General features: G+C 57.3%; 13 protein-coding genes. 8 read left to right on the top strand and 5 right to left on the bottom strand.

Translation table 11 applies throughout. The features are described 5' to 3' along the window. Positions 1 to 149 precede the first annotated feature (149 nt). From EE949_RS21955 to EE949_RS21940, 4 genes are all read left to right on the top strand, one after another. Entirely contained in the window at positions 150 to 1,904 is a 1,755-nt protein-coding gene (locus EE949_RS21955; RefSeq protein ID WP_122666235.1) for an ABC transporter permease, read from the top strand. Between the two features lie 10 nt (positions 1,905 to 1,914). Continuing rightward, positions 1,915 to 3,219, top strand: coding sequence for an ABC transporter ATP-binding protein (locus tag EE949_RS21950; protein WP_122666234.1), 1,305 nt, complete (start codon positions 1,915 to 1,917; stop codon positions 3,217 to 3,219). A 122-nt stretch (positions 3,220 to 3,341) separates the two neighbouring features. Beyond that, positions 3,342 to 4,364, top strand: a complete 1,023-nt coding sequence (locus EE949_RS21945; RefSeq protein WP_122666233.1) for a sensor histidine kinase — start codon at positions 3,342 to 3,344, stop codon at positions 4,362 to 4,364. After that, on the top strand, positions 4,357 to 4,989 hold the full coding sequence (locus EE949_RS21940) for a response regulator transcription factor (protein ID WP_122666232.1): 633 nt from the start codon (positions 4,357 to 4,359) through the stop codon (positions 4,987 to 4,989). Before EE949_RS21945 ends, EE949_RS21940 begins: the two co-directional genes overlap by 8 nt. A gap of 258 nt (positions 4,990 to 5,247) precedes the next feature. Here EE949_RS21940 and EE949_RS21935 read toward each other — a convergent pair whose 3' ends face one another. Together EE949_RS21935 and EE949_RS21930 are read right to left on the bottom strand one after the other, a co-directional pair. Beyond that, positions 5,248 to 6,957 carry an amidase gene (locus EE949_RS21935; protein WP_122666231.1) on the bottom strand — a complete coding sequence of 570 codons (1,710 nt, stop codon included), beginning with the start codon at positions 6,955 to 6,957 and terminating at the stop codon, positions 5,248 to 5,250. Between the two features lie 11 nt (positions 6,958 to 6,968). After that, positions 6,969 to 7,571, bottom strand: a complete 603-nt coding sequence (locus EE949_RS21930) for a TetR/AcrR family transcriptional regulator (protein ID WP_122666230.1) — start codon at positions 7,569 to 7,571, stop codon at positions 6,969 to 6,971. 90 nt (positions 7,572 to 7,661) lie between these two features. Between EE949_RS21930 and EE949_RS21925 the strand changes: the two genes are divergently transcribed. Continuing rightward, on the top strand, positions 7,662 to 8,252 hold the full coding sequence (locus EE949_RS21925) for an NAD(P)H-dependent oxidoreductase (protein ID WP_122666229.1): 591 nt from the start codon (positions 7,662 to 7,664) through the stop codon (positions 8,250 to 8,252). Between the two features lie 31 nt (positions 8,253 to 8,283). Here the strand turns inward: EE949_RS21925 and EE949_RS21920 are convergent, their stop codons facing one another. The 3 genes from EE949_RS21920 to EE949_RS21910 all read right to left on the bottom strand — a co-directional run bounded on the left by EE949_RS21920 (position 8,284) and on the right by EE949_RS21910 (position 12,676). Continuing rightward, entirely contained in the window at positions 8,284 to 9,153 is an 870-nt protein-coding gene (locus EE949_RS21920) for an isocitrate lyase/PEP mutase family protein (RefSeq protein WP_122666228.1), read from the bottom strand. 222 nt (positions 9,154 to 9,375) lie between these two features. Further along, positions 9,376 to 10,935: a sensor domain-containing diguanylate cyclase gene (locus EE949_RS21915; RefSeq protein WP_122666227.1), complete on the bottom strand. Its 1,560-nt coding sequence runs from the start codon at positions 10,933 to 10,935 to the stop codon at positions 9,376 to 9,378. Positions 10,936 to 11,284: 349 nt separating this feature from the next. Continuing rightward, positions 11,285 to 12,676, bottom strand: coding sequence for an aldehyde dehydrogenase family protein (locus EE949_RS21910; protein WP_122666226.1), 1,392 nt, complete (start codon positions 12,674 to 12,676; stop codon positions 11,285 to 11,287). Positions 12,677 to 12,777: 101 nt separating this feature from the next. Here EE949_RS21910 and ptrR point away from each other — a divergent pair, with 101 nt between their 5' ends. From ptrR to EE949_RS21890, 3 genes are all read left to right on the top strand, one after another. Beyond that, complete coding sequence (ptrR, locus tag EE949_RS21905) at positions 12,778 to 13,653, top strand: putrescine utilization regulator PtrR (RefSeq protein ID WP_122666225.1); 876 nt, start codon at positions 12,778 to 12,780, stop codon at positions 13,651 to 13,653. A 370-nt stretch (positions 13,654 to 14,023) separates the two neighbouring features. Next, positions 14,024 to 14,365, top strand: coding sequence for a hypothetical protein (locus EE949_RS21895; RefSeq protein ID WP_122666224.1), 342 nt, complete (start codon positions 14,024 to 14,026; stop codon positions 14,363 to 14,365). A gap of 343 nt (positions 14,366 to 14,708) precedes the next feature. Further along, a complete protein-coding gene (locus EE949_RS21890; protein WP_122666223.1) occupies positions 14,709 to 16,067 on the top strand; it encodes an MFS transporter in 1,359 nt (452 codons plus the stop codon). Positions 16,068 to 16,069: the final 2 nt, after the last annotated feature.

Raw genomic sequence — 16,069 nt, 5'->3', positions numbered from 1 at the left:
GTCCTTAGTTTCTGTCGATCAGGTCAAAGCCATTGCTTAAGCTTTGCCGGACTGAGCAACCCTGCATAGTTGACTGAGTTGTGCCGGGCGCTCTGCATCTCCACGTGGCAGATGCAGCACGCCGGGACAGCGCGACAGAGGCTTTATTTATGCGTTTTTCCCTGCCCTTATCTCCGAGAGCGCCGGTCCGTAATCCGCTGCAAAAGCGCTCCGTATCACTGTTCGCGGAAGGTACCGTCGTTGCTGCCATCGTGCTGCTGACGACGTTTGTCTTTTACAGCGCGATTCAAATGAATCAGCCCATCAGTGTGCTTGAGTCAGTGCCAATGTCGCTCGATCTGGCGCACTTGCCTGCGTACACCTTACGCACCACTTTGCGCATGTTTGCGGCGTTGTTTGCATCGGTGATCTTTTCGGTGGTTATCGCCACGCTGGCCGCTAAAAGCCGCAAGGCCGCGATGGTGATTCTTCCGGCGCTGGACATTCTTCAGTCGGTGCCCGTTCTTGGTTTTCTGACATTTACGGTCGTGTTCTTCATGGGCATGTTTCCTGGCCAGCAATGGGGGCTGGAGTGCGCAGCTGTTTTTGCCATATTCACCAGCCAGGTCTGGAACATGACGTTCAGTTTCTACCAGTCGCTCAGGACAGTGCCCAACGATCTTTATGATGTGAGCCGACAGTTTTCATTTTCCGCGTGGCAACGGTTCATCAAGGTAGAACTGCCTTTCGGGACGCCGGGGCTGGTGTGGAACATGATGATGTCGATGTCGGGAGGCTGGTTTTTCGTCGTCGCTTCCGAGTCCATCACCGTTGGCGACAGCACCGTCAATTTACCGGGCATCGGTTCATGGCTGGCGCTCGCAATCCAGCACAAAGACCTAGCGGCGATCAGTTGGGCGGTGGTGGCCATGGTTGCGGTCATCGTGCTGTATGACGTGCTGTTTTTCCGGCCGATCGTGGCTTGGGCGGACAAGTTTCGATTCGAGCAGACCGCCTCACACAAGCGCCCCCGTTCCAAGGTCTATGACCTGCTCAGGTCGACACGCCTAGTGCCGTTTTTGTTTGCGATTCTGCAAAGCATCCGCGACTGGCTGCCTGCAGGACGGATGTTCGGACAAGGTCGTTTCAGGCTCGCTTTAAAGCTCGACGCCCGGTTTCGCCGCCTCACTGATATCGCCTGGATAGCGCTGGTGGTTGCTGCAGGCCTGACCGGCATCTATCAACTGACAGGTTTTATTGGCAGCATGCTGGGCGTGGATGAGGTGATCAATGTGTTTGGCCTCGGGCTCGCTACGCTGGCGCGAGTGGCGGTGCTTATTGTGCTTGCCAGCTTGGTCTGGGTACCCGTCGGTGTATGGATCGGCCTGAATCCACGCAGGGCGGAACGCTTGCAGCCCATCGCGCAATTAATGGCAGCGTTTCCGGCGAATATCCTGTTTCCGTTTGCAGTGGTCACGATTGTCGCCCTGAAGCTTAACCCCGATATCTGGCTATCGCCGCTGATGATACTGGGCACTCAGTGGTACATCCTTTTCAACGTTATTGCCGGTGCCAGCGCCTTGCCGACCGACTTGCTCGAAGCCTCGAAGGTGTTTCGTGTGCGTGGCTGGCAATGGTGGCGAAAAGTCGCGCTGCCGGGTGTGTTTCCCTACTACGTGACCGGCGCGCTGACGGCAGCAGGCGGCTCGTGGAACGCCAGTATCGTCGCCGAAGCCGTGTCATGGGGTGATGACCATCTGTATGCGTCGGGCCTGGGGTCGTTCATCGCTCAGGCGACTGCCGCCGGTGATTTCCAGCGGGTGGCGCTGGGCATTGTAGTGATGTCTGCTTTTGTGGTCGGTTTTAACAGCCTGCTATGGCGACCGTTGTACCGCTTCGCCGAACGCCGGCTTCGAATTGATTGAGGGCAATCCAATGGAAGTGATCGACAAACGTTGTCTGGTAGACGTGCAGGGGCTAGGTCATGTCTACGGTACTGCAGGCGGTACCCGGCGAGTCGTGCTGGACGATGTGGCCATGCGCCTGAACGATGGCGAGGTCATCGGGTTACTGGGGCGCTCCGGGTCGGGTAAGTCCACCTTGCTGCGCTCCATTGCAGGGCTGGTTTCGCCGACCTCGGGGCTGGTCGCATTTCCGGCAAACGCGCCGGGAGTCTCGACTTCAGTACGCATGGTGTTCCAGAGCTTCGCGTTATTCCCTTGGCTGACAGTGCTGCAGAACGTGGAAATCGGTCTTGAGGCGTTGAGCGTTGCAGCGCCGGAGCGACGCCGTCGGGCACTGGCCGCGATCGATATGATCGGCCTCGACGGGTTCGAGAGTGCCTACCCGAAAGAGTTGTCAGGGGGCATGCGCCAACGCGTGGGGCTGGCGCGTGCGCTGGTGGTCGACCCCGATATCCTGCTGATGGATGAGCCGTTCTCGGCACTGGACGTGTTGACCGCTGAAACGCTGCGCACTGATTTGCTCGACCTTTGGAGCGAGGGCCGGATGCCGATCAAGTCAATATTAATGGTCACCCACAACATCGAAGAAGCCGTGTTGATGTGCGACCGGATACTGATTCTGTCCTCCAATCCAGGGCGGATCGTGTGTGAGGTTGAGGTCGCTCTGGCTCAGCCCCGTAACCGCGCAGACCCTGGCTTTCAGGCCTTGGTCGAAAGTATTTATGCACGCATGGCAGGCGGTAATACTGTGCATTCACTGCGCGAAAGCCCCTTTGCCGGCAACGGTATCGGCATGGTCTTGCCGCTGACTTCGACCAACGCGTTGGCGGGGTTGATCGAGGCGGTCGACAACTCTCCCTTTAATGGCCAGGCCGATTTACGCGAGTTGGCAACGGCGTTGCGTTACACCTCGGGAGACCTTTTGCCCGTCGCCGAAGTGCTGCAGTTAATGCGTTTCGCTGAAATGCAGGAAGGCGATATCACGCTTCTGGCGGCCGGGCGACGTTACGCTCAATCGGATGTGGATGAGCGTAAGCAGCTGTTTGCCCAGCACCTGCTCAAGTATGTGCCGCTGGTTAGCCATATACGCAGGGTGCTTGATGATCGTCCTGGGCGGACAGCACCGGCGAGACGTTTTCGTGACGAGCTTGAAGATTTCATGTCACAAAGCGATGCAGCCGTGACGCTGGACTGTGTCACGCAGTGGGGGCGCTATGCCGAGCTTTTTGCTTACGATGATGTGGCGGATCAATTCAGCCTCGACAACCCTTCCTGACTGGATTCATCTTCTTCGGTAAACAGTCCCCGGCGGGCGCTATACACTCTGCCTTTGGCCTCCAGATAACGGTGACACACGATGGTAATCCAGTGAAACGAACCCGGTTGACGCTTCGTTTGATGCTGCTACTTGCGCTGGCATCAGGTATTGCTGCAATCGACACGGTGACTGACCTTGAAATTGCGGTCGGGGTTTTTCAAACCATCGTGGTGCTGATCGCGGTAAGGTTTTTGCCTGCGCGCGCGGTGGCGGGAGTATCTGTCGTCTGTATGGCGCTGACGATTGTGAGTTACCGTTTCACTCGTTTTGGTGATACCGAGGCAGGGCTGATCAATGTGCTGATCAGTCTCGCGGCCATTGCCTGCACCACGTACCTGGCGCTGCGCTTGTCGACTGCCATTCGCACAGTGCACGAAACACGCACGCACCTGGCGCATGTTGCGCGGGTCAACGTGCTGGGCGAACTTGCCGCCTCTATCGCACACGAACTGAATCAGCCTTTGGCTGCCACGGCTAACAGTTGCAGCGCTTGTCTGCGCTGGATTGCAGCGGACCCACCCAATCTGCCGAAAGCCCGGCAGGCGATTGAGCGCGTGATCACTGACACGCACCGGGCCAGCGAAATTATTACCCGGTTGCGTAGCATGGCAAGGCATCAGGCGCCTGCCAAACAATGGCTTAACGTCGAGGACACGCTCAACGGGGCGCTGCGACTGATGGCTGGAGAGTTGGCGGAGCACGACATTGCGTTGCACGTAGAGGTTGAAGAAGGCCTGCCTCCGGTGCTTGCCGATGAAGTGCAAATTCAGCAGGTCATCCTTAATCTCGCCATGAATGCTGTGGACGCGATGCGTCAAGTGGGGCCTGAGCGGCGAAGGCTGGACTGCCAGGTCGTGCTCGACTCGCCTCACCAGTTGCGGTTCTCCGTCGTTGATCAAGGCAACGGTGTGTTGCCGGATGACTGCGAGCGGGTTTTCGATGCTTTTTACACGACCCGCCCTGAAGGGATGGGAATGGGCCTGGCCATCAGTCGCTCCATCATCGAGGCGCATGACGGTCGTATCTGGGCCTCGAGTAATTTGCCTTGGGGCGCTACTGTTCATTTCACACTGCCAACTGTTGCCAGGGAATCCGATGCCTGAAACTGCCGCTCAAAGCACCGCCGAGATGATTTACATCGTCGATGATGATCGCTCGGTGCGTGAGTCACTGGAGGACTTGCTGGCCTCTACCGGCCTGGCCTGCATGGCGTTCGGCTCGGCACGCGAGTTCCTGGAGGCGACACTGCCGGATGTGCCAGCCTGCCTGGTGCTGGATGTCCGTATGCCGGGCATGAGCGGTCTGGATTTTCAGCGGGAGCTGGTGCGTCTGGGGATTTCGATTCCTGTGGTGTTCATCACCGGTCACGGTGATATCCCTATGTCTGTGAAAGCCATGAAGGCGGGTGCTATCGAGTTTCTGACCAAGCCGTTCCGTGAGCAGGATCTGCTCGACGCCATCAGTCTTGGCCTGAGTCAGGATAAGCAAGCGCGAGAGGCCGCGGCCTTGGTCTCTCAATTGAAGCTGCGTCATTCCAGCCTGACTGACGGCGAGCGTGAGGTCATGGCGCTGGTCGTTTCAGGCCTGCTTAACAAGCAGGTGGCTGCCCGCTTGGGTGTCAGCGAAATCACCGTGAAAGTCAGACGGGGCGCACTGATGCGCAAAATGGACGCTGATTCGCTGGCGACGCTGGTCAAAATGTCGGAGCGTTTGAAAGCCGATAGTTGACTGCCTTAAGGCGGCTTTTATCAGGCAAAACGCTGAAATGCGCTTTATGTAGGAGCTGCCGAAGGCTGCGAAGCATTTCTCCTGACATACCGCCATCGCAGCCTTCGGCAGCTCCTACAAGGTCACCCGTTTGCTGCGCGACAGCGTGGTGTCAGTGACACCCGGCAACCTCCTGTCGAACAAAATATAGCGACCCGACTTGGAGCGCTTTTTCCTGTAGAAGTGACCGGGGTGGGGCGCAACGCTGGTCTCACAGGGTCACTCTTCGTTCAATGCCGGTGTCCGCGGCGGGATCAGTCGTTTGCTGCCGGTCGACTCAAAGGCCGAGGCAAAGCGCAGCAGGTTCGAGTCGTCGTATGCGCGCCCCGCAAAGGTGAGGCCCACAGGCATCCCGATGTCTGCCATTACGCCCATGGGAACGGTAACGGTCGGCACCCCGAGGTGGCGAATGGCGAGATTGCCGTTGGCAACCCACACGCCGTTGCTCCAGGCAATGTCGGCGGAGTGCGGGTCGACATCGGCATTCGCCGGACCTACATCCGCCACCGTCGGGAATAACACGGCATCAAGCTTCAAGCCTGCCATCCAGTCCTCCAGGTCGATGCGACGCGTCTGCTCCAGCCCCCTAAGCCCGTCAGGCAGGGTAGGGATCTCATTCCACGGGGTAATCCCTCGCTCGGCCATGCGCACATATTCGTCCATGCCGGCGGCCAGATCGTCTTCGCGGTTGGGCAGGGTGCCGGGGTCATGGGGGAAAATTTTCGCACCGTCGACATCGGCCAGCCGGTTCAATGCAGGGTCGGCATTGGCACGCAGGAATTCATCAAAAGCCCAGGCTGACAAATCCCACAGTTCATGGTGGAGAAACTCCTTGGAGACCAGCCCGCGGGTAAACACCGTCGGCGCACCTGGACGATCACCTTCGCAGTTCGACACCAGCGGGAAATCCACCTCAAGCACTTCCGCTCCGGCCGCTTCAAGCGTCTTGCGTGCCTCTTGCCACAGATCGATGACTGACGGGCGAGTGATGATGCGCTGGCCGGTCGGGCCGCCAATACCCGGTTTTTCTGAGGTGCCTGCTTCTGGGTCAGCATTGATGTACATGCGGGGGACGCCGAAACGTTTGCCCGCAAGGATCTTCGTGTCCGCCGCTAGCTCGGCATAAGACGCCGGACGTACCGAAGCAACGCTGGGGATCGTTACCCAAGGCTGCAAACGCCAGAGATCGCCACGCGTATCGGGATCTTCTGCGACGATGACATCGAGCACTTCCAGCAGGTCCGCCATGGTCCTCGCATAAGGCACGACCACGTCCATGGTTGGCGTCAATGGCCAGTTACCGCGTACCGATATGACTCCGCGCGAAGGCGTGTAGGCGCACAGACCATTGTTGGAGGCAGGGCCTCGGCCGCTCGACCAGGTTTCCTCTGCCATGCCGAATGCGGCGAAGCTCGCGGCAGTAGCAGTGCCTGCGCCGTTCGATGAGCCGGAAGCAAACGGTGCCGTGAGGTAGTCAGCGTTATACGGGCTCTCGGCGCGGCCATACACACCGCGCTGCATGCCGCCATTGGCCATCGGCGGCATATTGGTCTTGCCCAGGCAAATGGCTCCCGCTGCACGAAGGCGGCCAATGGTGAACGCATCGTGTTGGGCAATCAGGCTGGCAAATGCCGGGCTGCCTGAAGCGGCGGTGAGGCCCTTGACCAGATAACTGTCTTTGGCGGTGTAGGGAATACCATCGAGCGGCCCCAGCGTCTGACCTTTTGCCCGACGCGCATCCGACGCTTGGGCCTCCGCCATTGCCTCTGGATTGCGAACCACAACGGCGTTCAGTGCGGTGGCCGTGTCCGGGCCATCGTAGGCGTCAATCCTTGCAAGGTAGGCACCGACCAGTTCGACGGCGGTGGTCTGTCCTGACTCAAGCGCAGTACGCAGGGCTGCGATGGAAACTTCTGTGACGTTGATCATTGGGTTCTCACTTAATGAACTCTTTTAGTCATGGCCAGAATGATCTCGAAAAGTTCTGACTTAGCCTCTTCCGCGGAAATCTCGTCCATGGCGGCGGCATTCGACAGCGCATCGGCAGCGCCGAGCATGGCGCGCATTTGAGCATTCGTAATCTGACTGTTCTTGCTGTCGTTGGCCAAGGCCGCGCGACACTTATTCATAAAGATCTGCTCGTAATCACGCTTGATTTTCTCAAGCTCAGGGGAGCTGCTCAGCGCTGCAATCACCCCGGGAATCTCGCGACCTTGTAGCAGCACACAATCGACATAACAGTCGGCAATCACTCTGGCGCGGGCTTGCACGTTCGCGTCGCCGTTGCACAGTGCTTCGTCAAACAGGGCGGTTTGGCGCGCATCGAAATCCTGATAGAGCCGCGCCAGCAGCAGTGGGCGAGTCGGGAAATGATCATAGACGACGGGCTTGGTGACACCGGCTGTTTGAGCGAGGTGGCCAAGCGTCAGGCTTTCAGTGCCTTCTTCGCGAACGATCTGCCACGCGACTTCCAGTAACTGGCTCAAGCGACCTTCCCGAGACATCCGTTGGCGCGGTTTCGAGGCTGAAGGTTGGCTTGACATGCTTATATACCAAAGGTAACTTAAAGTTAATGTACGAAAAGTATATAGCTATCAGCACTCATCAGCAATCATCTGCATTGGAGCTTCCGCATGCACGCACTCATTGTCGTCAGCCACCCTGATACGAGCTCTTTGACTCACAGCATCGCCAGGCATATTGCAAAGGGCATCACCGACGCTGATTCGCAAAACACTGCGGAAGTAGTTGATCTGTCGGCCTCGGGATTCGACCCTCGCTTCACCGCTGCTGACAGTGCCGTCCACCGAAGGGAAGGGCCTGCACCCGCAGATGTCATTGCCGAGCAGGCACGGATCGACGCGGCAGACGCCTTGATCCTCGTTTACCCGGTTTACTGGTGGTCCATGCCTGCGCTGCTTAAAGGCTGGATAGACCGGGTCTTTTCCAACGGCTGGGCGTTTGACTTCAGCTCAGATGCAAAGCTGATCAAGAAGCTGGGCGGTCTCAGGGTGCATCTGGTGGGAGTAGGGGGCGCTGATGCCGGCACCTATGAGCGTCATGGCTACGCCTCGGCGATCAGAACGCAGATTGATCACGGTATCTTTGATTATTGCGGGGCGAAGGTCGTGACCTCCGGGCTAATGCTGGACTCCGAAACCCAGGATCCGGCCGTCCACCTGAACGCTGCCTATCAGAAAGGCAGCGCTATCTTCTCAGGGTGAGGGTTCCCCCTGGGGCCGTTCCGGGTCTGGATTACTCTTTGACGTCCATGAACTCTTTCGCCCAGGCCACGTAGTTCTCAGGCTGCGTGTAAGTGTGAGTCAGTTCCGTAGCGCTCAGGTTCGAGGTGCTGTGGGTCACCTGACGCTGGGCGCGCAGTGAATCGTAAGTCGCCTTGATTGCTGCGAAGTAGGCAGCATGGCCCTTGACGATTATGCGGACGCCCAGACTGGCCAGGCGTTGCATGTCATTGAGCTGCGGGTTGCCGTAGGTCACCAGCATCAGCGGCACGGAGAGGTGTTCCGAGATCTGTTCCAGGTGTTCGAAATCATTGATACCGACGATGCAAATCCCGTCGGCACCAGCTTTCTCATAAGCCAGGGTGCGTTCGATGATGTCTTTGACCGGCAGGACACCGGCGTTCGTTCTGGCAATGATCGACAGTTCGGGATCAATGCGTGCTTCCAGCGCCGCTTTGACCTTGCCGATACCTTCTTCGATGGTGATCAGGTCTGTCGATTTACGACCGAACTGCGCGGGCAGAAGCGTGTCTTCAATTGTCAGAGCCGCCACGCCCGCGCGCTCAAGCTCTTCAACAGTGCGCATCACGTTCAGGGCGTTGCCGTAGCCGTGGTCGGCATCGGCAATAAAGGGAAGCTGTGCAACACGGCCAATTCGGGTGGCTTGTTCAGCGAACTCAGTCAACGTAATAAGCGCAAAGTCCGGGGCTGCCAATACCTGCAGCGACGCCACTGAACCTCCCAGTATCCCGACTTCAAAACCCAGATCTCCGGCGATGCGTGCAGACATCGGATCAAAGACTGAAGCGGTTTCGAAGCAGGTTTGTGAGGCGAGCAGCGCTCGAAAATTTTGGCGCAGCGCCAAGTGGGACATTCTGGGCATGACGTTTCCTGATTCTAGGCTTCTTCATATTCGTAGTGGCGCGAGACTACCATGCAGGAAAATATAGGGTTATGACGTTTGAGAATGCCCTATGCGCCAAATGCATGATGCAGGCCTGGCAGGGGTTCTACCGGTAGGGAGAAGCCTTGCTTCATATCCTCCGCCTAACGTGATCCAGGCATCAAGACAAATATTGCCGCGCTCGACTTTCAATATGAATGATCAGCCTACGGCGGAACACCAGCAGTTGCGCCCCTGTTGTTTCGCCTGATAAAGACAGCCGTCCGCTGCCTTCAGCAAACTGGCGGGTGTTACCTCTTCGCGGCCTGGCTGACTGGCCGTTACACCCGCGCTGGCCGTCACCTTGCCAAAAGGGTGTGAGACATGTTCGATATTCAACGCCCTGATCGATTCCAGAATTGCTTCCGCCACCCGTGTTGCGCCTGCCTTGTCGGTGTTGGGCAGCAACACGGTGAACTCTTCGCCGCCGTACCTGACGGCAAGGTCCCCTGGCCTCTGAACGGCTTGCTGGATAGCGCCACCTACAGCGGTCAGGCAATCATCGCCAGCGGCATGTCCGTACTGATCGTTGTAGCGTTTGAAGTAATCGACATCGAGCATGATCAGCGCCAGAGACGTGTTCTGCCGTTTGGCCAGACGAATCTCATCCAGTAATGCACTGTCCAGTCGCCTGCGATTTCCAAGCCCGGTCATGCTGTCGGTTAGCGCCATATCCCGCATGGTCTGGTGAGCATCCCGGATCTCCCGTTCCATGGCCATTCTCTGACGCAACTGGATCAAGACAATGAGCGCAAAGATCGACAGCACGATAATTAACGACAGCAGAATCAATCCACTTTTCAGCAGATCAAGCCGCCAGGGCGCAACAATCGACTCCCGCGAAAGACCTGCCTCCACCACTAACGGATAAGTACTCAGTGCTCTGTAGCCGTAAAGGCGCTCGGTATCGTCCACCACGGCTTTGACGGCGGCGATGCCTTCGTTGGAGTTGGGCAGGTAGGATTTGAAAATCTCGCTGTTCGCCAGGCTTTGCCCGACCACGGATGCAACAAAGGGACGCCTGACCAGAATGGTTCCGTTGCGCATGGCCAGAACCAGTGCTCCCTTGTCATCAATTTTGAAGTCGCCGTAATAATCGACGAAATAGCTGACCTTGATTGTCCCCAGCAGCACTCCGGCAAAAGAGCCGTCACTGTTATTCAGGCGACGAGAGATAGGGATGATCAGGTCGTTGGTTGATTTACTTCGCACGACGGCGCTGATACGAACGCTGCGATCATTGTGAGTGCGGTGATATTGAAAATAATCCCGGTCAGCATTGTTTGCGGTTTCAGGCGTCACCTCTTTGTCTGTCACTACCCATTGTCCGTCAGGGCCATAGATAAAAAGGCCATGCAGTTGCGGCATGATTCTGGATTGCTGAACCAGCAGCTTATGGATACGCGGGACATCGATATGCTCTAACCCGTCGCCTTCCACTCGTTCGCTAAGGGCCGCTGTCAACACGTCGACTTGCCGTATGGCATCTTCGGCGTGCTGTGCGGTTGCGCGTGCAAGGTTGGTGACTGAGTCCTGCGCAGAGGCGAAGGCGGAACGATAGTCTCGCCATGTGCGCCAACCTTCAACGCTCAGAAAGGCGAGGATCACAACCAGCATGAAGATGACCGTGAGCCGAAATGTCGCTCCGGTTCGCATTGCTTTCGCCGCATAAATTTCGACAGGGCTTGCTGACTCGTGCTCTGGCGAGCTGCGTCCGAGCATTAACATCTCCTTCAAACCTGCAGACATGCAACGGCGTGGTTGACTTGAAATGAACGTTGTTCGATTAGGACAAGGGGGCCTGCGGATGGTGCATTTTGCGTTTAACCTCCTTAATCATTGGAAGGGGCTGAACGAATGTCCGTAGACCGGGTGTTTTGGCCCGCGCATCATGCAACTGCCTTTCACGGTTTACCAGTAATGCCTCAAACAGATTTGAGCGAGGGGAAGGTGCAACTGAACTGCCCCCCAGAATCTGGACACCTCGTCCAGCCTTTGGGGGGCAGTTCATGGGTTCAGGTCATTGCAAACCTGATAGGCGCTGCTCGGGGTAGAACAAATCACCAGGCGCTTAGCGACGATCCAGCCACACGGTCTGTGCGTTGCAGAATTCGCGCAGGCCAAAGTGTGATAGCTCGCGGCCAAAACCGCTTTTCTTCACGCCGCCAAAGGCTACCCGGGGGTCGCTGCCGCTGTAACCGTTGATGAATACGCCTCCGGTTTCCAGTTCATCAGCCATTTTGCGAGCCTGATCAATGTTGCGAGTGTAGACAGTCGCGGTGAGGCCGAACTCGCTGTCATTGGCCAGTGACAATGCATGGGCAGCGTCACGGGCGGTGATGATCGATGCGACCGGGCCGAACAACTCTTCTTTGAAAGAGGTCATCTGGTCGGTAACGTTGGCCAAAACCGTCGGCTCGTAAAAATTGCCAGAGCCTTCTGTTTTTTTGCCACCGATTAACAACGTTGCGCCTTCACCAAGAGTGGCCTGCACCTGGCCGTCCAGCTCGTCACGCAAGTCGAAACGGGCCATCGGGCCGACGTAGGTGTCTGCCAGTAGTGGATCGCCCACTGAAAGCCGACGTGTCGCCTCGACGAATTTGCGGGTGAATTCCTCCACCACACCTTCCTCGATAATCAGGCGTTTGGCTGCTGCGCAGACCTGCCCGCTGTTCTGGAAACGTCCGACAACGGCGGCGTTAACCGCTTCGTCCAGATCCGCATCATTGAGCACAATGAACGGGTCGGAGCCGCCCAGTTCCAGCACGCATTTTTTCAGCGCAGCCCCGGCCTGAGCCCCGATCGCCATACCGGCACGTACGCTGCCCGTCAGGGTGACAGCGGCGATACGCGGGTCGGCGATCGCTTTGGAAACACCCTCTGGCGTCACGTTGATGACTTCAAAAATACCGTCTGCAAAACCTGCACGCTTGAACGCGTCCTGCAGCAGGTAGGCGCTGCCCATTACATTGGGTGCATGCTTCAAGACATAGGTATTGCCGGCAAGCAGCACCGGAACCGCGCCACGCAGCACCTGCCAGACAGGGAAATTCCACGGCATCACCGCGAGGATCGGGCCGAGAGGGCGGTACTCGATCTGTGCTTTACCGCCCTCAACCAGAGTCGGTTCGGCGCTAAGCATGGCCGGGCCGTGTTCGGCGTACCACTCACACAGTTGTGCGCATTTTTCAATTTCGCCCCGAGCCTGGGTAATCGGTTTGCCCATTTCCTGGGTGATCATGTTTGCCATGCTGGCGGCGTTGTCCCGCAAGGCTTTGGCCAGAGCGATCATCAACTGAGCGCGATCTGGAACGGCTGTTTTGCGCCATGTGGCATAACTGCTGGACGCCCGGGACAAGGCGCCGCCGAGGGCCGCATCGGATTCAAAAGGATAATGGCCGATCTGCTCGCCGTTGGCGGGGTTGACCGAGATGGCATGGGTAACGCTGGAGATAGTAGTCATTGCACCGTCCTGTTGGGTGGGGAATGCGTTCAGATTACGGTGCTGTAGTTTTTATGAAAACTGAATAATACTGAGCGTATCTTTCACAAAAGGAGAATGGTGTGGATCTGGTCCAGCTGGAAATGTTCAAGGCTGTTGCCGAGCAGGGCAGCATCAGCGCTGCGGCGCAACACATCCATCGCGTGCCTTCCAACCTGACCACCCGGATCAAACAGCTGGAGCAGGATCTGGGCGTGGATCTGTTTATCCGGGAAAAAAGCCGCTTGCGTCTTTCGCCAGCAGGCTGGAGCTTTCTCGATTACGCGCGACGTATTCTCGACCTTGTGGGAGAGGCTCGCGCCACGGTTGCCGGTGAAGAACCCCAGGGATCATTTGCCCTTGGCTCGCTTGAGAGCACGGCGGCGGTGCGGATTCCCGAATTGCTGGCCGCCTATAACCAGCAGTACTCGAAGGTTGAACTCGATCTGTCCACGGGCCCGTCTGGCACCATGATTGATGCCGTACTGGCGGGCAGGCTGGTGGCGGCCTTTGTCGATGGCCCGGTTTTGCACCCGGCACTTGAAGGTGTACCCGCGTTCGAGGAGGAGATGGTGCTGATTGCGCCACTCAACCATGCACCGATCGGCAGAGCGCTGGACGTTAGCGGCGAAAATATTTACGCCTTTCGTTCCAACTGCTCTTACCGCCATCACTTCGAGCAGTGGTTCGCCGCTGACGCAGCGGTGCCCGGCAAAATATTCGAAATGGAGTCGTACCACGGGATGCTTGCCTGCGTCAGCGCCGGTGCCGGCCTGGCGTTGATGCCGCGCAGCATGTTGCAGAGCATGCCGGGCTGCACCACCGTCAGCGTCTGGCCGATGGCAGAAGCGTTCCGGTTTTTACGCACCTGGCTGGTATGGCGCAAAGGCACCGTATCGCGCAGCCTGACCATGTTCGTGCGGATGCTGGAGGAGCGGGGCGTGGTTCAGCAAGAGTAATTAAATGCATGACCTGTACAGACTGTGTGAAAACTACTGCGCTCGGCAATACTGCGTTAAAAACAGGCGAAAAATGCTCATTTAGAACACCTAGACTCCGCTTTTTCGCCTGTTTTTGCCTTGTCTTGCCGTCGCTCGCTACGTTTTCACACAGTCTGTGTAGGAGCCAACTTGTTGGCGAAACATCAAACAGGCGGACTCAGATATTGGGTCTCGCCAATAAGTTGGCTTTTACAGGCCTGTTTCAAACTATCGTTCTAAACAATATTCAACATCACAACTTAAAACTTCTGTTTCCTGAATAAATCCGGAAAATACCCGGCATTGGAAACCCTGCCCTTTGGCAGATTTGTTATTCAGGATTTCGTTAATGCGTCTCTCTCTCTTTTGTACTTCAGCACTTGCCGTTTCTCTTCTGACTGGCTGTGCTTCTGCGCCCAATCAGCCGACCCGCGTATTGCAAACGGCCAAGTCACCCGAGCAATACACGGACTGCCTGGTGCCCAAGTTACAGGAACGCAAGTTCACGCCGACGTTGTCACAAAGCCAGCGCCACTATCGAATTGTGGTCTCCAGCGCTATTGCAGCAGACAACGTGATCGAGGCTTACAAAGCCCCGACAGGAGGAAAGGTGTTCTTGTACGAGCGTCGACCGCTGGCTTCCAGTTTCACGCCTTCCAGTTTCGAGCAGGCGGCGCAGGAGTGCCTGTAACGGCGGACTCAGTGTTGCCCGCGACATAGACGTAAGCTTCCTGCCTGCTGATTGATCCTCACTCCTTTTCATTTTTTGACAAGCGGTTCGATTTAGTCGCGGCCGCTCAAACTCAATGGTTTCGAAGCCAAGAGAAAGCGTTTTGTGGTCGAGGTATAGAGATCATACCATCATCACAGTATACAAATGAAAATGTGCATGCTAAACCTTTAGCCAGGTCAGTCGCTTCGCCAAGCGCCCTGGCTTAGGTGAAATCGCTGCCTTACAGCGATCAAAATAAGAAATCACCTCATCACATCAGCAAGCGTGCTAGCGCTCGCCGTAGATGAGTCGGAGAAACGACATGTCAACTGTCTCCGCATCCCAAAGCGTCGAGAAATCGGCCATCCGCAAGATTTCACTCCGGCTGGTACCGTTCGTGGGGTTGATGTTTTTCATCAACTTCCTGGACCGCACGGCCATCTCTTTTGCAGGCCCTAATGGCATGACCCAGGACTTGGGCTTGACCATCGCGCAGTTCGGCCTTGCTTCCGGGATTTTTTTCATTGGCTACATCCTTCTTGAAGTGCCCAGCAACCTGGCGCTACATCGCTTCGGTGCCCGCAAATGGCTGGCGCGGATCATGGTGTCCTGGGGCATCGTGTCGCTGCTTTTCACCTGGGTCAGCAGCATTGAAGGGCTGTACGGCTTGCGCTTGCTGCTGGGCGTGGCCGAAGCGGGCTTCTTCCCCGGTGCGATTCTCTATTTGAGCCTGTGGGTGCCGTCGCGCTACCGCAGCAAAATCCTCTCGCTGTTTTATCTGGCGCAGCCGCTCACCGTGGTGATTGGCGCGCCGCTGGCGGCCTGGTTCATCGGGCATGACGGGCTGTTCGGTCTGGCGGGCTGGCGAGTGATGTTCCTCGGGGTGTCGTTGCCCGCGATTCTGGTCGGCTTCATCGCCTGGTACTACTTGGTGGACAAGCCTTCCGATGCCAAATGGCTGAGCAGCGAAGAAAAGGCCTGGCTGGAAGGTGAGCTTGAGCGTGAACAGCAGCAGACCCAATCCAGCCAGGGTCACCTGAGCGTAGGCCGCGCAATGTTGAACGGCCGCGTATGGGTGCTGTGCCTGATCTACTTTGGTTTCATCTACGGCCTGTATGCGTTGTCGTTCTTCCTGCCCACGATTATTGGTGGGTTCCAGGCGCAGTTCGGCACCACCTTCACCGTCTTCGAGAAGGGGCTGATCACCGCTATTCCTTATCTGCCCGCTGCAGTGGCCTTGTACTTCTGGTCACGTGACGCGACCAAACGTGGCTGCCGTACCTGGCACGTTGCACTGCCGGCGCTGACCGGCGCAGTCAGCATCCCTCTGGCGCTGGCCATGGGTTCGCCCGCCACGACGGTTGCAGTGGTGACCATCACCGCCTGCTCGATCTTCGCTGCGCTGCCCAACTTCTGGACCTTGCCGACTCAGTTTCTCACCGGTGCCTCCGCCGCTGCTGCGGTGGCGCTGATCAACACGGTGGGCAACGTTGCTGGCTTCTCCGCAGGTTTTGTCACCGGGATGCTCAAGGAAAGTACCGGCGGCTATACCGTGCCGATGTTTGTCGTCGGTGGGTTGATGCTGATGTCGGCGATTCTCATGGTCGCGCTCGGTAGCCAACGAAGAGTCGCTCCGGCCGCGAATATGGCCGGGCCTCAACCTGTCACACAGGGAGAATAATA

Source organism: Pseudomonas viridiflava, assembly GCF_900602065.1.
In the GTDB taxonomy this organism is placed as follows: Bacteria; Pseudomonadota; Gammaproteobacteria; order Pseudomonadales; family Pseudomonadaceae; genus Aquipseudomonas.
The sequence above is the reverse complement of the archived record's forward strand: the minus strand, read 5'-3'. Positions and strand labels throughout refer to the sequence as shown.

Coding starts and splice junctions, on each gene's coding strand:
- EE949_RS21890 (WP_122666223.1), top strand. CDS start 14,709: ATGTCAACTGTCTCCGCATCCCAAAGCGTCGAGAAATCGGCCATCCGC.
- EE949_RS21955 (WP_122666235.1), top strand. CDS start 150: ATGCGTTTTTCCCTGCCCTTATCTCCGAGAGCGCCGGTCCGTAATCCG.
- EE949_RS21920 (WP_122666228.1), bottom strand. CDS start 9,153: ATGCCCAGAATGTCCCACTTGGCGCTGCGCCAAAATTTTCGAGCGCTG.
- EE949_RS21895 (WP_122666224.1), top strand. CDS start 14,024: ATGCGTCTCTCTCTCTTTTGTACTTCAGCACTTGCCGTTTCTCTTCTG.
- EE949_RS21930 (WP_122666230.1), bottom strand. CDS start 7,571: ATGTCAAGCCAACCTTCAGCCTCGAAACCGCGCCAACGGATGTCTCGG.
- EE949_RS21915 (WP_122666227.1), bottom strand. CDS start 10,935: ATGCTCGGACGCAGCTCGCCAGAGCACGAGTCAGCAAGCCCTGTCGAA.
- EE949_RS21950 (WP_122666234.1), top strand. CDS start 1,915: ATGGAAGTGATCGACAAACGTTGTCTGGTAGACGTGCAGGGGCTAGGT.
- EE949_RS21910 (WP_122666226.1), bottom strand. CDS start 12,676: ATGACTACTATCTCCAGCGTTACCCATGCCATCTCGGTCAACCCCGCC.
- EE949_RS21935 (WP_122666231.1), bottom strand. CDS start 6,957: ATGATCAACGTCACAGAAGTTTCCATCGCAGCCCTGCGTACTGCGCTT.
- EE949_RS21945 (WP_122666233.1), top strand. CDS start 3,342: ATGCTGCTACTTGCGCTGGCATCAGGTATTGCTGCAATCGACACGGTG.
- EE949_RS21940 (WP_122666232.1), top strand. CDS start 4,357: ATGCCTGAAACTGCCGCTCAAAGCACCGCCGAGATGATTTACATCGTC.
- EE949_RS21925 (WP_122666229.1), top strand. CDS start 7,662: ATGCACGCACTCATTGTCGTCAGCCACCCTGATACGAGCTCTTTGACT.